The sequence below is a fragment of the Marivita sp. genome (assembly GCF_022763305.1).
In the GTDB taxonomy this organism is placed as follows: domain Bacteria; phylum Pseudomonadota; class Alphaproteobacteria; order Rhodobacterales; family Rhodobacteraceae; genus Marivita.
In genome coordinates, this window is the sequence record NZ_JALEGT010000079.1 from 1 (window position 1) to 17,774 (window position 17,774).

A 17,774-nucleotide genomic window follows, 5' to 3' on the forward strand; every position below is an offset into this window, starting at 1 on the left:
TCCCGCCCGCATTCTGCGCACCGGCGCAGGCAGCCCGTGCGACCCTGCGCCTGATCGGCTGATTGCCCTCGCAAAGCGCGCCTGCACGCGCCTTATAGACAAGCCGCGCTGCCCCGCCTATACGCGCGGCCATGCTTGATCTCGTCTCCAATCGCCCCGAGTTGCCCGCCGAAATCGCCCGGCGGCGCACCTTTGCCATCATCTCGCACCCGGACGCGGGCAAGACCACGCTGACCGAGAAATTCCTGCTCTACGGAGGTGCGATCCAGATGGCCGGACAGGTCCGTGCCAAGGGCGAAGCGCGGCGCACGCGATCGGACTTCATGAAGATGGAACAGGACCGGGGCATTTCGGTCTCGGCCTCGGCCATGTCCTTTGATTTCAAGGGCTTCCGGTTCAATCTTGTGGATACGCCCGGCCACTCGGACTTTTCCGAGGACACCTATCGCACGCTGACAGCCGTGGATGCGGCGGTGATGGTGATCGACGGTGCCAAAGGTGTGGAAAGCCAGACACAAAAGCTTTTCGAGGTATGCCGCCTGCGCGACCTGCCGATCCTGACCTTCTGTAACAAGATGGACCGGGAAAGCCGCGACACCTTCGACATCATCGACGAGATCCAGGAGAACCTTGCCATCGACGTGACCCCGGCCAGTTGGCCCATCGGGGTCGGACGCGATTTTCTCGGGTGCTACGACATGATCCGCGACCGGCTCGAACTCATGGATCGCGCCGACCGCAACAAGGTTGCGCAAAGCATTGAAATCAATGGACTTGACGATCCCAAGCTCGCTGAACATGTGCCCGCCGCTCTGCTGGACAAGCTGCGCGAAGAGGTCGAGATGGCGCGCGAACTGCTGCCCGCGCTGAATCCTCAATCGGTGCTTGAGGGACATATGACACCGATCTGGTTCGGGTCGGCGATCAATTCTTTCGGGGTCAAGGAATTGATGGACGGCATCGGCACCTACGGGCCGCAGCCACAGCCGCAACGCGCAACCCCAAGGCAAATTCTTCCCGAAGAATCAAAAGTTTCTGGCTTTGTCTTCAAAGTTCAGGCGAACATGGACCCAAAGCATCGCGACCGGGTCGCCTTTGTGCGCCTCGCCTCTGGGCATTTCAACCGGGGCATGAAGCTCACCCATGTGCGGTCGAAGAAGCCGATGTCGATCACCAACCCGGTGCTGTTCCTCGCCTCCGACCGCGAACTGGCGGAAGAGGCCTGGGCCGGCGACATCATCGGCATCCCGAACCACGGGCAGTTGCGCATCGGCGACACGCTGACCGAGGGCGAGGCGCTGAAGGTGACGGGCATTCCCTCCTTTGCGCCTGAGCTTTTGCAAACGGTCCGCGCGGGAGACCCGCTCAAGGCGAAACACCTCGAAAAGGCGCTGATGCAATTCGCCGAAGAAGGGGCTGCCAAGGTCTTCAAGCCGATGATCGGATCGGGCTTCATCGTGGGTGTCGTGGGAGCTCTGCAATTCGAGGTTCTGGGCAGCCGGATCGAGCTGGAATACGGCCTGCCGGTGCGCTTTGAGGCATCGCAATTCACCTCGGCCCGCTGGGTTCACGGCGACAAGGCGGCGGTCGACAAGCTGGTCAACGCCAACAAGCAGCACATGGCCGAGGACAATGATGGCGACATGGTCTACCTGACCCGCCTGCAATGGGACATCGACCGCATCGGGCGGGACTATCCGGACGTGACGCTGTCGGCGACCAAGGAGATGATGGTCTGATCCGAGGCCCGTTCAAACGGGCCTTGGCACATGCCTTGCAGACCATGTCGGCGCACGTCGGTTCGTGCGCGTGATCCAAGGTGTGGCGACACGCCTTTTCCGTTGATCCAGACACCTCGAAACGGCACTCTACGCGCATGAGCAGTGACAAACCGCGCCCGAACCCGGCCTACCCGAACGGGATCGCAGGCATCCTTGAGCACATGAACGAACGGCGCGCGCCCCTGAGCTTTGCCGAGGGCGAAACGCTGCCGCCGCTCGATTGCGATCTGGATGCGTTGGCGGCCCAAAAGGTTGTGGTGCCACATGAAAGCACCCGCGCCCTTTCGGACAATGCACGCAAGAGCTGGGACATCGCCAGCGAACTCAAGGGACAGAACGCGCTTCTGCATCTCAATGGTCTTCTGATCGCGCATCTGCGCAAACGCAGCCAACCGGCACATACCGCCGATCTGTTCCTGCGGCTCTGGGCCGAACAGGGCGAGCTGCTGCTGCGCGAGATGGACCTGCGCTGGAAAGTGTCGAGCCTGACCACCTTCGGTGATCACGGCAAGACGCCCGCGCAGCGCAGCACCGGACTTGCGCTGTCAACCTTGTTCGGCGCGATGAAACTCTACGAGAGCGAACGGCTCTATTCCGGGCGCGAGGCCGACCGCCCCTTTACGCTCGACGGGCGCGCCAGCGGTCCGCTGCCGCTGCAGATGAATGCGTTTTCGCTGGTCGATGGCGGGCTCGACGTCAACCTCATCGGACGACTGTGGGACGAGGCCGAGGCCGATCCGGTGATCCGGCCGCTGGCGCAGGACGTGCTGCAGCGCCTGATTGACGACCCGCGCACGGTGTTCCGCCGACTGCACAGGCTGCGCGCGCGCAAGCGGCGGCGTCTGGAGCAGACCCCGGCGGTCGAGGCGGAACACGGCGTCATCCTTCCCGTGCAGGCCGTCCCGGCCAAGACCCCGACCTGGGGGGTGGTCTGCACGACCAATGCACCACTCATCGAGGTGGCCCGGTTCGTGGCACATCACCTCGAGATCGGCGCGCGGCATATCTATCTTTTCCTCGATGCGCCCGACCCGGAGATCGCGGCGCTGCTCAAGGGCCATCCCAAGGTGACGCTCACGCTATGCGATGATGCGTATTGGGGCGCCGCCGGCAAGGCGCGGCCCGACGCGCATCAGCTGCGCCAGACCTACAATGCCTCGCGCGCCCTGCGCATGGCGCAGAACGTGGTGCATTGGCTGGGCCATATCGACACCGATGAGTTCATCCTGAGCGCCAGGAAGCTTTCGACGCTGCTCAAATCCGTACCCGACAGCATGGCCGGTGTCCGGCTTTACCCGGCCGAGGCACTGGCGTCTCCGGTCGCCGGCGACATGCCCCGGCATTTCAAGCTGCGCACAACCGCCGATGGCGTACCGCCCGACGCGGTGACCCGGATCTACCCCATCTTCGGCAGCTATGTGCGCGGCGGCTTTCTGAGCCATCTGGCGGGCAAGGTGTTTGCACGGACGGGTTTGGGCGATGTGCGTCTGGCAATCCACCGCCTGCGCCTCAAGGGCGAGGACGTGCTGAACACGCTGCCGCTTGACGGTGCGGTGATCGGCCACCTGCATGCCCCGGACTGGGACAGGTTCCTCGCCAAGCTCGACTTCCGCCAGACGCGCGGGTCCTATCGCGTGAAATCCGATGACGCGCTCAAGAACATCGGGCATCTGCTGCAATACCTCCGCGACGAGGAAGGCGAAGAGGGTCTGCGCCACTTCTTTACCGAAATGTGCGAGGACAGCCCCGATCTGCGCGCGCGCCTTGACGAATACGGGCTCTTGCTGACGCCCGACTTCGACCCTGACGCGGCAGTGGTCCGGGTCTTTGGCCGGGCCCTGACCGCCTGACGCCGCTCCTGTGCAGAAACACTGAGCCGCGATCCCCGGAATTGTTGCCACATCGCCACCAAAACCCCTTGGGTTACGGCACATCCGCGCAGTCGGACGGCGCATCATTGACCCCGCCGCATTCCGGGAGTAGATACGCGGGCGGATCGTGACTGTGGATAACTACAGGGCCATACGGGCCGGATCGCAACAGACGCACGGGCGCCGTCAGTCCGTGAACAACGGATACACATGACAAAATTTTCTGAGTTGAACCTCAACCCGAAAGTCCTGAAAGCTATTGAAGAGGCGGGATACGACACGCCCACCCCTATTCAGGCAGGCGCCATTCCCCCCGCTTTGGAAGGGCGCGACGTGCTTGGCATCGCGCAAACTGGCACCGGCAAGACAGCCAGTTTCACCCTTCCGATGATCACGCTTCTGGCCCGGGGCCGCGCCCGCGCGCGTATGCCGCGCAGCCTTGTGCTCTGCCCGACACGGGAACTGGCCGCACAGGTGGCCGAAAACTTCGACATCTACGCCAAGCACGTAAAGCTGACCAAGGCGCTGCTGATCGGCGGCGTCAGCTTCAAGGAGCAGGACCTGCTGATCGACAAGGGCGTGGACGTTCTGATCGCCACACCGGGCCGCCTTCTGGATCATTTCGAGCGCGGCAAACTTTTGCTGACCGGCGTTCAGGTGATGGTGGTCGACGAAGCCGACCGTATGCTCGACATGGGGTTCATTCCCGACATCGAACGCATCTTCTCGCTGACGCCCTTCACCCGTCAGACGCTGTTCTTCTCGGCCACAATGGCGCCCGAGATCGAGCGCATCACCAACACCTTCCTGTCGGCTCCGGCGCGGATCGAAGTGGCCCGTCAGGCCACCGCGTCCGAGACCATCACGCAGGGCGTGGTGATGTTCAAAGCCTCGCGACGCGACCGTGAAGGCACCGAAAAGCGGGCGCTTCTGCGCAAGCTGATCGAGTTGGAGGGTGATGCCTGCTCGAACGCGATCATCTTCTGCAACCGCAAGTCGGATGTCGACATCGTTGCGAAGTCACTCAAGAAATACGGTCTGGACGCGGCCCCGATCCACGGCGATCTGGACCAGTCGCAGCGGATGAAGACGCTGGACGGGTTCCGCGAAGGCACCTTGCGCTTCCTCGTGGCCTCGGATGTGGCCGCGCGCGGGCTTGATGTGCCGGCGGTGAGCCATGTGTTCAACTTCGACGTCCCCAGCCATGCCGAAGACTACGTGCACCGCATCGGCCGCACCGGCCGCGCCGGGCGCAAGGGCAAGGCGATGATGATTTGCGGGCCGAAGGACGAAAAGAACTTCGACGCGATCGAAAAGCTGATCCAGAAAGAGATCCCGCGCGTCGAGAACCCTCTGGGCCAGGTCGAACCCGATCAGGCGTCCGAAGCGTCCGAGGAGAAGAAGGACAGCAAGTCCCGTCGGTCGCGGGGTGGCCGTGGCCGTTCGAAATCCGGCGACAAACCGCAGGAGACCGTGGTCGAGGCGCAGGACACGGTGCAGGACGACGCTCCCAAGGCTACCAAGCGCGAGGACGACGCCAAGCCCGAACAGGATCGGTCGCGCAACCGTCGCAATGATCGTGGCGGGCGGAATGATCGCGGTGGCCGGGACAGCAATGTCGTGGGCATGGGCGATCACCTGCCCAGCTTCATCGCGCTCAGCTTTGACCAACGCCGCGCCAGCTGATCACGGCGCGCGTTTCTGTTGACGGAAACGCGGCGATGCGTCGACGCATCGCCCGCCTATATCGGCTGAATAATCTCTGAACAGATGGCCGGAAGGTCCTCGAACCGGTCGAACGCCCGGTCATGCGGGATGTCCTCAACCGGTTTCGTGCGGATGCCCTCGGTGAAAAACGCAAACGGCACCCCTGCCCTTTGCGCCGTTTCCGCATCCACATCGCTGTCTCCGACATAGACGCCCATCGTTACGCCCATACGTTCAAACGCCAGATGCAACGGCGCGGGGTCGGGTTTGCGCACCGGCAATGTGTCTCCCGCGATGATCACATCGAACCATCTGGACAGGTCCAGCGCATCCAGAACCGCCGCCAAAGGCACGCCCGGTTTGTTGGTGCAGATGCCCAGCCTGTAGCCATCCGCCTTGAGCGCCTTCACCGCATCCAAGGCCCCCGGAAACACGGTCGTCAGCCCGGTGCTGGCCTTGTAATGCGCGATGAACTGCCCCATCAGCGTATCGTACTGCGCCACATCCAGCGCTGTCGCGGCAATCAGCCGGTCGAGGAAAACCCGCTCTCCCATCCCAACAAAACCGCCAATCTGGCTTTGCGGCAACGCCGCCAGCCCATGATCCGCCAAGAGCGCGTTCGCCGCCGCCGCGATGTCCGGCAGACTGTCGATCAGCGTGCCATCGAGGTCAAAGACAACACCGCGCGTCATGCAAGCCTGCTGATCACGACGGTGACTTCGGGTTTCTTGCCGATCTCGTTCTGCGTCGTCTGACGCGCAATCCGGCGCAGCCCTTCTTCGAGCTTGTCATCGTCGATCAGCGTCTTCTCCCCGGCGCGGCCCATGAATTGCGACAGGTCTTCCTCCAGCGCATCGACCAGCGGCGCGTTGTTGCGCCCCATCTCGGGCAGCCCCATGATCTCGCACCATGGCTCGCCCAGCAACTCGTCGTCCTCGTCGAGGATCACGGTCACGATGACATGCCCGTTCAGCGCCATGCGGATCCGGTCACGCACGATGCCGTCCAGCGCGCCGATCTTGACCGATCCATCGAGATAGGTGCGGCCCGTTTCGACATACTCGGCCACGGTCGGCTCGTTGCCGCTGAGGTCCATCATCATGCCGTTGACCGCCAGGACACCTTTACGACCACCGGCTCCGGCCACCTTCACATGCTCGCGCAAGTGGCGATGTTCACCGTGCATCGGCACCACAAGCTGCGGATTGACGAGCTTGTGCATGGTTTCGAGGTCGGGACGGTTGGCATGGCCGGACACGTGATATTTGCCCGAACTGTCATCCACCACATCGACGCCTTGTTCGGAAAACGCGTTCATGATCTGGATCACGCCGCGCTCATTGCCCGGAATGGTCTTGGACGAGAAGAGAAACATGTCTCCCTCATCCATGCTCAGCCCCTGATACTTGCCCCGCGCCAGTTGCGCGGACGCGGCGCGCCGCTCGCCCTGTGATCCGGTGACGATCAGCATCAGGTTCTCACGCGGGATCTGCGTCGCTTCCTCCGGGCTGACCACGGTCGGGAAATCCGCCAACACGCCGGTCTTGATCGACGCCTCGATCATCCGCCGCATGGCCCGGCCCAGGAGGCAGACCGACCGTCCGCCGCGCACCGCCGCTTCGGCCAGCGTCTTCACCCGTGCCACGTTCGAGGCAAAGGTCGTGGCCACCACCATGCCCGTCGCATCGCGCAGCAGGGTTTCGATTTCCGGACCCACCGTCGCCTCCGACCGGCCTTCATGCCCGGAAAACACGTTTGTGGAATCGCAGACCAGCGCCTTCACACCCGGCTTGCCGATCTCTTCCCACAGCGCATGGTCAAAGGCCTCGCCCACCACGGGGGTTTCGTCGATCTTGAAGTCGCCCGAATGCACCAATCGCCCCTGCGGCGTGTCGATGACCAGACCCGAGCTTTCGGGGATCGAATGCGAAATCGGCACGAACCCCACCCTGAACGGCCCGGCCTCGACGGTTTCGGGCCAGGCGGATACGGTGCGCACGGTTTCCGGCGACTGCCCTGCATCCTCCATCTTGAGGCGCGCAATGTGAGCGGTGAAAGCGCGCGCATAGATCGGCGCACCCAGCTCTTCCCAGAAATGGCCAACGGCGCCGACATGGTCCTCATGCGCATGGGTGATGAAGATCGCCTCAAGCCGGTTGCGCCGTTCCTTGAGCCACGTGATGTCCGGCAGGATCAGATCGACACCTGGCGTGCTGTCCATGTCCGGAAAGGTCACACCGAGATCCACAAGGATCAGGCGCTCCTCGCCCGGCGTGCCATAGCCATAGACATAGGCATTCATGCCGATTTCGCCCGCCCCGCCCAGGGGCAGATAGATGATCCGTTCACCGCTCATGTGTTATCCGTTTTCTTTGTTATATGTGTGTATGACCGTCAGACCATGCATGGTCAGGTCATCCTCAATCGTGTCAAATAGCAGCTCACCCTGTGCGAACAAGGGCGCGAGGCCTCCGGTGCCGATGACCTTCATCGGTTTGCCGTATTCCGCCTTGATCCGGTCGGTGATCCCCTGAATGAGCCCGACATAGCCCCAGAACACACCCGACTGGATACAGGCCACCGTATTGGTGCCGATCACCCGCTCCGGCTGCGAGATGTCCACATGCGGCAGCGCCGCCGCCCCCTGGTGCAGCGCCTCAAGGCTCAGGTTCACCCCCGGTGCGATTACACCGCCGACATAGGCGCCGTCCTCGGCCACCACGTCGAAATTCGTTGCCGTACCGAAATCGACCACCACGCAATCGCCGCCATGACGGTCATAGGCGCCTGCGGCATTGGCCAGACGGTCCGGTCCTACTCCTGTGCCGACATCCACACGCGGCGGGTGCGGCAGCAGGCATTCCGGCTTGCCCACCACCAGCGGCCGCACACCGAAGAACCGGTCCGAGAACACCCGCAGGTTCCACACCACGCGCGGCACCGTCGACGAGATGATCACATCGGTGATGTTCGGCTCGATCCTGTAGTGCCCGATGAGGGTCGAGAACCATGTGAAATAGGCATCCGCCGTTCGCCCATGATGGGTCGAGGTGCGCAGCGTGCAGAGAAACCGCTCCCCGTCCCAGATGGAAAACACGGTGTTGGTATTTCCGCAGTCGATACACAGAAGCATGGCCCTGCCCCTCAAAAGAAAATATCCGCCGCCGCAATCGCCTGTCGGCCTGATGCGGTGTTTAGGACGATCCGCCCGTCGGCGTCCACTGTCTCGAAGGTGCCCGTCACCTCGCGGTCGCCCATGCGGGCTGTGATCCCCTCGCCCAACCGCGCGGCGCGCGCCAGCCAGGCCTCGCGGATCGGGGCAAAGCCATAGGTCATGAACTGCGCCTCGTGCCGGGCATAGGCCGCAGCAAGCACGTCGAGAAAGGCGTCAGGGGCTATCTCGACCCCAAGCGCCGAAAGAACCGAGACCGGAGGCACGGCGCGCTCTTCCACCTCGGAAGAGGCGGGCGCCGCAATGAGGTTCACACCGATGCCGATCGCCAGATGCGCGCCGATGCTCTCCAGCAGGATACCCGCCACCTTGCCGCCGGTCAGCAGCACATCGTTCGGCCATTTGAGCGTCAGCCCCTCGACGCGCCCCGACACCGCGACAAGCGCATCGAAGAGCGCCAGCGCCGCCACGAAACTGCGCAGCGCCCGCTTCTCCGGCGCATCGGATGTGGGCAAGACCAATGTGGCCGCGAAATTTCCTTCGGGGTTCACCCAGGCCCGCCCGCGCCGCCCGCGGGCCGCCGTCTGGCGCAGCGCACAGATCCACGTAGGCCCCGCCAACCCGGTCGCCTGCCGCGCGGCCTCGGCCATGGTGCTGTCCACCTCGGCCAGAACCTGTCGCCCATATCCCAACGGCCAGTCAGACAAGACAACCCGCTCCTTCATCTTGCCGGATAAACTCCCGCCGGAGGCATCGTGACCCGCGCAGCGGGGCGCAAAAAACAAAGCGACGCGCCATTGGCGCGTCACGATGTTTCAACGGTGCCAAAAGCTCAGTTGACAAGGGTCGCCGCAGCCGCCGCAGCCGCTCCTTCGATCCCGAAGAGGTTGACCACGCCAACCACCATGATCACGGCGCTGGCCATCAGCATGCCCCAGAGCACCGGCGATCCGCTCTTGTCGAGCGCGTCATCCCGCTCCTGCCCGAAATACATGTAGAACACGATCCGCAGGTAGTAGAACGCCCCGATCACCGACGCGATCACACCGGCAATCGCCAGCCACGCCAGACCCGCTTCATAAGCGGCGCGCAGCACGTAAAGCTTGCCGAAGAAGCCCACCAGCGGCGGCACACCGGCAAGGCTAAAGAGCAGCACCAGCATCGCCAGCGCCTTGCCCGGCTCACGCTTGGAATACATGTTGAGCGACGCGATGTTCGACACCGGCTGGCCATCCCGGCTCATCGACAGGATGAAGGCGAAGGTGCCCACGTTCATCGTCACGTAGATCGCCATGTAGATCAGCATCGCCTGCACGCCGAAGGCCGTACCAGCCGCCAGACCCATCAGGGCATAGCCCATATGCGCGATGGACGAGAACGCCATCAGGCGCTTGATGTCGGTCTGGCCGATGGCGGCGATGGCGCCAAGGAACATCGACAGTACGGACAGAAGCGCGATCACCTGGCTCCAGTCGCTGACGGCAGCACCAAAGGCGTCGTGCATCACGCGGGCGAAAAGGCCCATCGCCGCCACTTTCGGTGCTGTGGCGAAGAACGCGGTCACCGGCGTGGGCGAGCCTTCATAGACGTCTGGCGTCCACATGTGGAACGGCACGGCCGAGACCTTGAACGCGAGGCCGGAGATCAGGAACACCAGACCGAAGAGGAGGCCCAGCGACAGGTCGCCATGGACCGCCGTCTGGATGATGCCCGAAAACAGCGTGGTGCCGGAATAGCCGTAAACCAGCGACGCACCGTAAAGCAGCAGACCAGACGACAGCGCGCCCAGCACAAAATACTTGAGGCCCGCCTCGGTCGATTTCAGGCTGTCACGGCGCAAGGACGCCACCACATAAAGCGCCAGCGATTGCAATTCGAGGCCCATGTAAAGCGCCATCAGGTCGCCGGCGGAGACCATCATCATCATGCCGACAACCGCCAGCGCGATCAGAAGCGGATATTCGAACCGCAGAAGCCCGCGACGGGTCATGTAAGCTTCGGACATCAGCAGCACGGCGGCAGCCGAGACGAGGATCACTATCTTCGCGAACCGCGCGAACCCGTCATCGACGAACATGCCGTTGAAGGCGACATTGGTCCCTGCCCCTGTCAGCCCGATCCACACTGCGATGGCGAGGAAGAGACCGCTTGTCACCCAGACCAGCAGCGACGCAGCCCCGTCCTTGACGGTGTAGACCGCACCCAGCAGGGCCAGCATCGCGTAGATCGCGAGGATGATTTCCGGAAGGATGATACCCAGATCAGCCGAGAGCATAGCCTCGCCCCCTTAATGGTTCACGGCGACTTGCGTGGCGGTTTCCGCCGCGGCAAGTGCCGTTTGGTAGTTGGATACAAGCGCCTCCACCGACGGCCCGATCGTGTCGAGGATCGGGGCCGGGTACACGCCGAAGAGGATCGTCGCGATCACCAGCGGCGCGAAGATCGCCCGCTCGCGGCGCGTCATGTCGGTGATGGTCTTGAGGCTTTCCTTGATCAGGTCGCCCATGACGACCCGGCGATAGAGCCAGAGCGCATAGGCCGCCGACAGGATCACACCGGATGTGGCAACGGCCGCGATCCATGTGTTGACCTGGAAGATGCCCATCAGCGTCAGGAATTCCCCGATAAAGCCCGAAGTACCCGGCAGGCCGACATTGGCCATGGTGAAGAGCATGAAGATCAGCGCATAGGCCGGCATCCGGTTCACCAGACCGCCATAGGCGTCGATGTCCCGTGTGTGCATCCGGTCGTAGATCACGCCGACACACAGGAAGAGCGCGCCCGAGATGAAGCCGTGGCTGATCATCTGGAAAATCGCGCCGTCGATCCCCTGCTGGTTGCCCGCGAAAATCCCCATGGTCACGTAGCCCATATGGGCGACCGACGAATAGGCAATAAGTTTTTTCATGTCTTCCTGCACCAGCGCCACCAGCGAGGTGTAGACAATGGCGATGGCCGACATCCACAGCACCAGCGGCGTCAGCACGTCGGCCCCCACCGGGAACATCGGCAGGCTGAACCGCAGGAAGCCGTAGCCACCCATCTTCAGCAGGATGGCCGCCAGAACAACCGACCCCGCCGTCGGCGCCTGAACGTGCGCGTCGGGCAGCCATGTGTGCACCGGCCACATCGGCATCTTCACAGCGAAAGAGGCGAAGAAGGCGAGGAACAGCAGCGTCTGCAAACCACCCACGATCTGGACACCCAGAATGCTGAACGTCTCGGACCCGAACTGGTGCACCAGCAACTGCTCGATATCTGTCGTGCCCGCATCGGCGAACATCGCCACCATCGCCACCAGCATCAGCACCGAGCCGAGGAAGGTGTAGAGAAAGAACTTGAACGACGCATAGATGCGGTTCTTGCCGCCCCAGATGCCGATGATCAGGAACATCGGGATCAGGCCTGCCTCGAAGAACAGATAGAACAGCACCAGATCGAGCGCCATGAACACGCCCAGCATCAGCGTTTCCAAGAGCAGGAACGCGATCATGTATTCCTTGACGCGGTGACTCACATCCCAGCTTGCCGCAATCACCAGCGGCATCATGAAGGTGGTCAGCATCACGAACAGAACCGAGATTCCGTCCACACCCATCTTGTACTGCAGGCCCAGCAGCCATTCGCCCTGCTCGACCATCTGGAAGCCCGTATTCTCGGGATCGAACTGCGCCAGAATGAAGAGCGAGATCAGGAAGGTGGCCGAGGTCGCGATCAGCGCCAGCCATTTGGCGTTCCGGTTCGCCGCCTCATCGTCGCCCCGCAGGAAGACCAAGAGGATCAGCGCTGCCAGCGCGGGCAGGAACGTGACAATGGAAAGAAGGTTATCCATCAGTGTGCTCCTCCGCTCAGCGTCATCCATGTGACAAGGGCCGCGATGCCGATCACCATGAAGAAGGCATATGTGAAGATGTATCCGGACTGTGCCTTACCGGCGAGGCGCGTCAGCATCGGGATGAACCCCATGGCCACGCCGTTGATCGAGCCGTCGATGACATTGCCATCGCCCCGCTTCCACAACAGACGGCCCAGACCTTTGGCCGGTTGCACGAAGAGGAAGTCGTAAATCTCGTCGAAATACCACTTGTTCAGCAGGAAGAGGTACAGCGGACGCTGGCTTTCGGCCAGACGCTTGGGCAGCTTCGGGTTCACGATGTAGAACCAGTACGCGGTCCCCAGCCCCAGCAGCATTGCGATGAACGGACTCACCTTGACCCATTTCGGCACTTCATGCGCCTCGTTCAGGATGTCGTTGTCGGGACCGACATAGATAGCCCCCTCGCCCGGCTGACCGGCGAAGACATAGTGATGTTCGCCACCCTTGGCCTCTTCGCCATGACCCGCGTCAGCCGCCGCCGTCTCACCGTGGCCGTCACCTTCGGCAGAGTGTTCCCCCGCCTCGGCATAGGGCACGCCAAAGAACTTGGCGACGCTGTCGGTATGACCGAAGAAGCTGTTGTACCAGATGGCACCGGCAAACACCGCACCGAGGCTCAGCACGCCAAGCGGAATGAGCATGACCATCGGGCTTTCATGCGCGTGCTCATGCGTGTGCTTGTCGCCGCGCGGCTTGCCGTAGAAGGTCAGGAACATCAGACGCCAGCTGTAGAAGCTGGTGAACAGCGCCGCGATGACCAGCATCCAGAAGGCATAGCCCATCGGACCCGCGGCATAGGCGCTTTCGATCACGGCATCCTTGGAGGCGAAGCCTGCAAAGCCGATCCAGCCCGTCAGCGGAATACCGACACCGGTGATCGCCAGCGTGCCGATCATCATCGCGCCAAAGGTATAGGGGATCTTCTTGCGCAGGCCGCCATAGTTCCGCATGTCCTGCTCGTGATGCATCGCGTGGATGACTGAACCGGCACCAAGGAACAGCATCGCCTTGAAGAACGCGTGTGTGAACAGGTGGAACATCGCCACCGAGTAGACGCCGACGCCTGCCGCCACGAACATGTAGCCCAGCTGCGAACAGGTCGAATAGGCGATCACGCGCTTGATGTCGTTCTGCACGAGGCCGACCGTGGCCGCGAAGAATGCGGTGGTCGCGCCAAGGAAGACGATGAAGGACTGCGCTTCGGGCGCGAATTCCATCAGCGGCGACATGCGGCAGACAAGGTAAACGCCTGCCGTCACCATGGTTGCCGCATGGATCAGGGCCGACACCGGGGTCGGGCCTTCCATCGCGTCCGGCAGCCAGGTGTGCAGGAGAAGCTGCGCCGATTTCCCCATCGCGCCGATGAAGAGCAGGAAGGCGATCAGGTTGGCCGCGTTCCATTCGGTCCAGAGGAAGGTCAACTGTGTCTCGGCCAGCGTCGGCGCGGCTGCAAAGATGTCGTCAAAGCGAATGCTGTCGACAAGGAAGAACAGCGCGAAGATGCCGAGCGCAAAGCCGAAGTCGCCGACCCGGTTGACCACAAACGCCTTGATGGCTGCGGCATTGGCCGACGGCTTGCGATAGTAGAAGCCGATCAGAAGGTAGGACGCGACGCCCACGCCTTCCCAGCCAAAGAACATCTGAACAAGGTTGTCCGATGTGACCAGCATAAGCATGGCGAAGGTGAAGAACGACAGGTAGGCAAAGAAGCGCGGCTTGTAGCTTTCGCCTTCTTTCCACTGTGGATCGTGGTCCATGTAGCCGAAGGAATACAGGTGCACGAGCGCCGACACCGTGGTCACCACGATCAGCATGGTGGCCGTCAGACGGTCCAGACGGATCGCCCATTCGGTGCTGAGCGTGCCGGATTCGATCCAGCGCAGGATGTTGATGGTCTCGGTGACGCCATCATGGGTCAGGAAGACGATCCACGACAGAACAAAGGCAAAGAACAGAAGGCCCGTGGCCACCCATTGCGCGGCGGTCTCACCGATGAACTTCCAGCCAAAGCCACACAGAATGGCACCGACCAGCGGGGAAAACAGGATAAGCGTTTCCATGATCGTCAGCCCTTCATCACGTTGACGTCTTCAACCGCGATGGAGCCACGGTTGCGGAAGAAACAGACGAGGATGGCAAGGCCGATGGCCGCTTCGGCCGCGGCGACCGTCAGGACGAACAGGGTGAACACCTGCCCCACCAGATCGCCCAGGAAGCTCGAGAACGCGACAAGGTTGATGTTCACCGCCAACAGCATCAGTTCGATGCTCATCAGCAGGATGATCACGTTCTTGCGGTTCAGGAACAGCCCGAAAATCCCGATCACGAACAGCACCGCTGCCACTGTCAGGTAATGCTCAAGTCCTATCATCACGTCCCTCCGGGGTGCGCCCCGTCGTTTTCTTTGTCAGTGCGCCCCAACCGGATCGGGGCAGCGTATCTTTAAAGTCCCTGTCCGGGCTTCACGTCCTTCAGTTCCATCGCCTTGGCCGGATCGCGGTACATCTGCGCCAGCACGTTTTGGCGTTTCACGTCCGAGCGGTGGCGCAGCGTCAGCACGATCGCGCCGATCATGGCGACCAGCAGGATCAGGCCTGCAAGCTGGAACAGCAGGAAATACTGATCATAGAGGATCATCCCCAGCGCTTCGGTGTTGTGCCGATCCACCGGCGTCACCTGCGCGCGCAGCCCTTCGGCGGCGGCGTTCGATTCCCACGCGCCGAAGGCCAGTGCGAATTGCATCAGGATCACCACGCCGATCAGCAGTGCCAGCGGCATGTAGCGCGCCATCTCGGCCTTCAGTTCCACGAAATCCACGTCGAGCATCATCACCACGAAGAGGAAGAGCACGGCAACCGCGCCTACGTAGACGATGACCAGAAGCATCGCCACGAACTCCGCCCCCAAAAGCACGAAGAGCCCGGCCGAGGACAGGAAGGCAAGGATCAGCCACAGCACCGAATGCACGGGGTTGCGGCTGATCACGGTGAACAGCCCGCCCGCAATCGTGCTGAGGGCAAAGAGATAGAAGGCAAAGACACTCATGTCTCGTCATCCTTTTTGTCGTCTTCCATCACCTCGCGGGCGAGTTCCATCGCGCGGGTCATGGCGGGGATACCGGCGAACATCGACATCTGGGCGATGGTCTCGGCAATTTCGTCTTTCGTGGCACCGGCCTCAGTGGCGTGGCGCACGGTCATGCGGAACGGCGTTTCCGCCTGTGCGCCCTGCATCGTCATGCCCGCAATCGTCAGAAGCAGACGCGTCTTGGCGTCCAGCCCTTCCTTGCTGATGCCCTTGCCGAACCACATTTCCATGGCGTCCTTCGGCATGGTTGGCCACATCTTCTCGAACCCCTTGGGATCAAACGATGTGAGCGCAGGGTTGAAGGCACGCGCCATCTCCTGCGCCTGCTGCATCATCAACTCGAAAGGGGTTTTCTGATCGCTCATCGGTACGGCGCATCCAGTTCGAGGTTGCGCGCGATCTCGGCTTCCCAGCGCTCGCCATTGTCGAGCAGCTGGGCCTTGTCGTAGTAGAGTTCTTCCCGGGTCTCGGTCGAGAACTCGAAGTTCGGACCTTCGACAATCGCATCCACCGGGCATGCCTCCTGGCAGAAGCCGCAATAGATGCACTTCGTCATATCGATGTCATAGCGCGTCGTGCGGCGCGAGCCGTCGTCGCGGGGTTCCGCGTCGATGGTGATCGCCTGTGCAGGGCAGATCGCCTCGCAGAGTTTGCAGGCGATGCAACGCTCTTCGCCGTTCGGGTAACGGCGCAACGCGTGTTCACCCCGGAAGCGCGGGCTGAGCGGCCCTTTTTCGTGCGGGTAGTTGATCGTCGCCTTGGGGGCGAAAAAATACTTGAGGCCCAGCTTCATGCCGACCCAGAAATCCTGCAGAAGGAAATACTTGGCGGCGCGTCCGTAGTCGATCTGCGTCATCTCAGTTCTCCTTATACCCAGCGCGCAAACGCGCCCCAGAACCAGTCGAATTTCGCCGCGAAGGCCACGAACACAACCCACACAAGGCTGAACGGCAGGAACACTTTCCACCCAAGACGCATCAATTGGTCATAGCGGTAGCGGGGCGTGATCGCCTTCACCATCGCGAACATGAAGAAGAAGAACGCCATTTTGCCCACCATCCACAGCGCCCCGTCCGGGATACCCGGGATCGGCGACAGCCAGCCGCCGAAGAACAGCAGCGAGGTCAGCGCGCACATCAGGAAGATCGCGATGTATTCCCCTGCCATGAACAGCAGGAACGGCGTAGAGGAGTATTCCACCTGATAGCCCGCCACGAGTTCCGATTCCGCTTCGGGAAGGTCGAACGGCGGGCGGTTGGTTTCAGCCAGGGCACTGATGAAGAACAGGAACACCATCGGAAAATGCGGCAGCCAGTACCACGAGAAGAACCCGTAATCCCCGTCCTGCGCGCGCACGATGTCGCCGAAGTTCATCGACCCCGTGGAGATGATGATGCCGATGATGATCAAACCCAGCGACACTTCATAGGAAATCATCTGCGCGGCAGAGCGCAGCGAGCCAAGGAACGGGTATTTCGAGTTCGACGCCCATCCGCCCATGATCACGCCGTAGACCTCAAGCGAGGAGACGGCGAAGACATAAAGGATCGCGACGTTGATGTCCGACAGCACCCAGGTGTCGTTGAACGGGATCACCGCCCAGGCGATCATCGCCAGCACGAAGCTGGTCATCGGCGCCAGCATGAAGACTGGCTTGTCGGCCCCCGCAGGCACGACAACCTCTTTCACGACGTATTTCAACGCGTCGGCCACGGTCTGCAGCAGGCCGTAAGCCCCTACGACGTTCGGTCCGCGCCGCATCTGGACGGCAGCCCAGATTTTCCGGTCGCCATAGACGAGGAAGAGAAGGCTCACCATCACGAAGCCCAGCACCGCAAGACACTGTGCGACGATGATCACGCCGATCCCAAGGGGGGTGGTAAAGAAGTCAGCCATCACGTCCTCAAACCATCGGTATTCCGTTTTCAACGCAGGAGGCGGTCACGACTTCGGCGTCGATCGTCCGCAACCCACGGGGCAGCGCCGGCGAGATGGTGTAAACCGCATCTCCTCGCCAGAGGCCAGCCTCTTCGTATACATTTGTGCGCAAATGCCGCGCAAACCCGTATCCCCGGATCAGCGCGTATTGCGCCGCCGCACATTCGGCATAATCCTCGACATCCGCCGGCCCGCGCGCCCCGCGCATTGCCACGTCGAACTGCACCAGATCTCCGTCAAGCAGGGTGGTTGCGACGCCCTCATACTCGGGCGCAAAGCGCTGCGCGGCGGGCTGCGCCGCATCGCAGCCCGACAAGCCACCCACCATCGCGAAGGCGACG

16 protein-coding genes are annotated in these 17,774 nt (G+C 62.2%); 3 read left to right on the forward strand and 13 right to left on the reverse strand.

All coding sequences use genetic code 11. From position 1 onward, the window contains the following. Positions 1-131: 131 nt before the first annotated feature. The 3 genes from MRY75_RS14735 (at position 132) to MRY75_RS14745 (ending at position 5,338) form a co-directional block, all read left to right on the forward strand. Positions 132-1,739 carry a peptide chain release factor 3 gene (locus MRY75_RS14735; protein ID WP_292308762.1) on the forward strand — a complete coding sequence of 536 codons (1,608 nt, stop codon included), beginning with the start codon at positions 132-134 and terminating at the stop codon, positions 1,737-1,739. Between the two features lie 137 nt (positions 1,740-1,876). Beyond that, positions 1,877-3,631 (forward strand): glycosyltransferase family 2 protein, encoded by a 1,755-nt coding sequence (locus MRY75_RS14740; RefSeq protein ID WP_292308763.1) that lies wholly within the window; start codon positions 1,877-1,879, stop codon positions 3,629-3,631. A gap of 231 nt (positions 3,632-3,862) precedes the next feature. Beyond that, positions 3,863-5,338 carry a DEAD/DEAH box helicase gene (locus MRY75_RS14745; protein ID WP_292308764.1) on the forward strand — a complete coding sequence of 492 codons (1,476 nt, stop codon included), beginning with the start codon at positions 3,863-3,865 and terminating at the stop codon, positions 5,336-5,338. A 56-nt stretch (positions 5,339-5,394) separates the two neighbouring features. On the opposite strand, the gene gph is transcribed toward MRY75_RS14745, so the two are convergent. From gph to MRY75_RS14810, 13 genes are all read right to left on the reverse strand, one after another. Further along, positions 5,395-6,051, reverse strand: a complete 657-nt coding sequence (gene gph / locus MRY75_RS14750; RefSeq protein ID WP_292308765.1) for a phosphoglycolate phosphatase — start codon at positions 6,049-6,051, stop codon at positions 5,395-5,397. Next, a complete protein-coding gene (locus MRY75_RS14755; protein WP_292308766.1) occupies positions 6,048-7,715 on the reverse strand; it encodes a ribonuclease J in 1,668 nt (555 codons plus the stop codon). The genes gph and MRY75_RS14755 overlap by 4 nt, the downstream gene beginning before the upstream one ends. 3 nt (positions 7,716-7,718) lie before the next feature. Then, the gene (locus tag MRY75_RS14760) at positions 7,719-8,492 is read right to left on the reverse strand and encodes a type III pantothenate kinase (RefSeq protein ID WP_292308767.1); all 774 of its coding nucleotides are present in this window, start codon (positions 8,490-8,492) and stop codon (positions 7,719-7,721) included. 11 nt (positions 8,493-8,503) lie between these two features. After that, positions 8,504-9,238 (reverse strand): biotin--[acetyl-CoA-carboxylase] ligase, encoded by a 735-nt coding sequence (locus MRY75_RS14765; protein ID WP_292308768.1) that lies wholly within the window; start codon positions 9,236-9,238, stop codon positions 8,504-8,506. Between the two features lie 125 nt (positions 9,239-9,363). After that, positions 9,364-10,806 (reverse strand): NADH-quinone oxidoreductase subunit NuoN, encoded by a 1,443-nt coding sequence (gene nuoN / locus MRY75_RS14770; protein WP_292308769.1) that lies wholly within the window; start codon positions 10,804-10,806, stop codon positions 9,364-9,366. Between the two features lie 12 nt (positions 10,807-10,818). Beyond that, a complete protein-coding gene (locus MRY75_RS14775) occupies positions 10,819-12,363 on the reverse strand; it encodes an NADH-quinone oxidoreductase subunit M (RefSeq protein ID WP_292308770.1) in 1,545 nt (514 codons plus the stop codon). Continuing rightward, positions 12,363-14,468: an NADH-quinone oxidoreductase subunit L gene (gene nuoL / locus MRY75_RS14780; protein WP_292308771.1), complete on the reverse strand. Its 2,106-nt coding sequence runs from the start codon at positions 14,466-14,468 to the stop codon at positions 12,363-12,365. Before nuoL ends, MRY75_RS14775 begins: the two co-directional genes overlap by 1 nt. 5 nt (positions 14,469-14,473) lie before the next feature. Continuing rightward, entirely contained in the window at positions 14,474-14,779 is a 306-nt protein-coding gene (gene nuoK, locus MRY75_RS14785) for an NADH-quinone oxidoreductase subunit NuoK (protein WP_072777106.1), read from the reverse strand. Positions 14,780-14,850: 71 nt separating this feature from the next. Then, the gene (locus MRY75_RS14790) at positions 14,851-15,453 is read right to left on the reverse strand and encodes an NADH-quinone oxidoreductase subunit J (protein WP_292308772.1); all 603 of its coding nucleotides are present in this window, start codon (positions 15,451-15,453) and stop codon (positions 14,851-14,853) included. Beyond that, entirely contained in the window at positions 15,450-15,860 is a 411-nt protein-coding gene (locus MRY75_RS14795) for a carboxymuconolactone decarboxylase family protein (protein ID WP_292265632.1), read from the reverse strand. The genes MRY75_RS14790 and MRY75_RS14795 overlap by 4 nt, the downstream gene beginning before the upstream one ends. Beyond that, the gene (gene nuoI, locus MRY75_RS14800) at positions 15,857-16,351 is read right to left on the reverse strand and encodes an NADH-quinone oxidoreductase subunit NuoI (RefSeq protein WP_292308773.1); all 495 of its coding nucleotides are present in this window, start codon (positions 16,349-16,351) and stop codon (positions 15,857-15,859) included. The genes MRY75_RS14795 and nuoI overlap by 4 nt, the downstream gene beginning before the upstream one ends. Positions 16,352-16,362: 11 nt before the next feature. Next, positions 16,363-17,391 (reverse strand): NADH-quinone oxidoreductase subunit NuoH, encoded by a 1,029-nt coding sequence (gene nuoH / locus MRY75_RS14805; RefSeq protein ID WP_292308774.1) that lies wholly within the window; start codon positions 17,389-17,391, stop codon positions 16,363-16,365. Between the two features lie 7 nt (positions 17,392-17,398). Continuing rightward, positions 17,399-17,761, reverse strand: a complete 363-nt coding sequence (locus tag MRY75_RS14810; protein WP_292308927.1) for a hypothetical protein — start codon at positions 17,759-17,761, stop codon at positions 17,399-17,401. Between the last annotated feature and the right edge of the window lie 13 nt (positions 17,762-17,774).

Bases quoted from the DNA above. Each gene is read 5' to 3' on its own strand.
- MRY75_RS14735 (WP_292308762.1), top strand. From the start codon at position 132: ATGCTTGATCTCGTCTCCAATCGCCCCGAGTTGCCCGCCGAAATCGCC.
- MRY75_RS14740 (WP_292308763.1), top strand. From the start codon at position 1,877: ATGAGCAGTGACAAACCGCGCCCGAACCCGGCCTACCCGAACGGGATC.
- MRY75_RS14745 (WP_292308764.1), top strand. From the start codon at position 3,863: ATGACAAAATTTTCTGAGTTGAACCTCAACCCGAAAGTCCTGAAAGCT.
- gph (WP_292308765.1), bottom strand. From the start codon at position 6,051: ATGACGCGCGGTGTTGTCTTTGACCTCGATGGCACGCTGATCGACAGT.
- MRY75_RS14755 (WP_292308766.1), bottom strand. From the start codon at position 7,715: ATGAGCGGTGAACGGATCATCTATCTGCCCCTGGGCGGGGCGGGCGAA.
- MRY75_RS14760 (WP_292308767.1), bottom strand. From the start codon at position 8,492: ATGCTTCTGTGTATCGACTGCGGAAATACCAACACCGTGTTTTCCATC.
- nuoN (WP_292308769.1), bottom strand. From the start codon at position 10,806: ATGCTCTCGGCTGATCTGGGTATCATCCTTCCGGAAATCATCCTCGCG.
- MRY75_RS14775 (WP_292308770.1), bottom strand. From the start codon at position 12,363: ATGGATAACCTTCTTTCCATTGTCACGTTCCTGCCCGCGCTGGCAGCG.
- nuoL (WP_292308771.1), bottom strand. From the start codon at position 14,468: ATGGAAACGCTTATCCTGTTTTCCCCGCTGGTCGGTGCCATTCTGTGT.
- nuoK (WP_072777106.1), bottom strand. From the start codon at position 14,779: ATGATAGGACTTGAGCATTACCTGACAGTGGCAGCGGTGCTGTTCGTG.
- MRY75_RS14790 (WP_292308772.1), bottom strand. From the start codon at position 15,453: ATGAGTGTCTTTGCCTTCTATCTCTTTGCCCTCAGCACGATTGCGGGC.
- MRY75_RS14795 (WP_292265632.1), bottom strand. From the start codon at position 15,860: ATGAGCGATCAGAAAACCCCTTTCGAGTTGATGATGCAGCAGGCGCAG.
- nuoI (WP_292308773.1), bottom strand. From the start codon at position 16,351: ATGACGCAGATCGACTACGGACGCGCCGCCAAGTATTTCCTTCTGCAG.
- nuoH (WP_292308774.1), bottom strand. From the start codon at position 17,391: ATGGCTGACTTCTTTACCACCCCCCTTGGGATCGGCGTGATCATCGTC.
- MRY75_RS14810 (WP_292308927.1), bottom strand. From the start codon at position 17,761: ATGGTGGGTGGCTTGTCGGGCTGCGATGCGGCGCAGCCCGCCGCGCAG.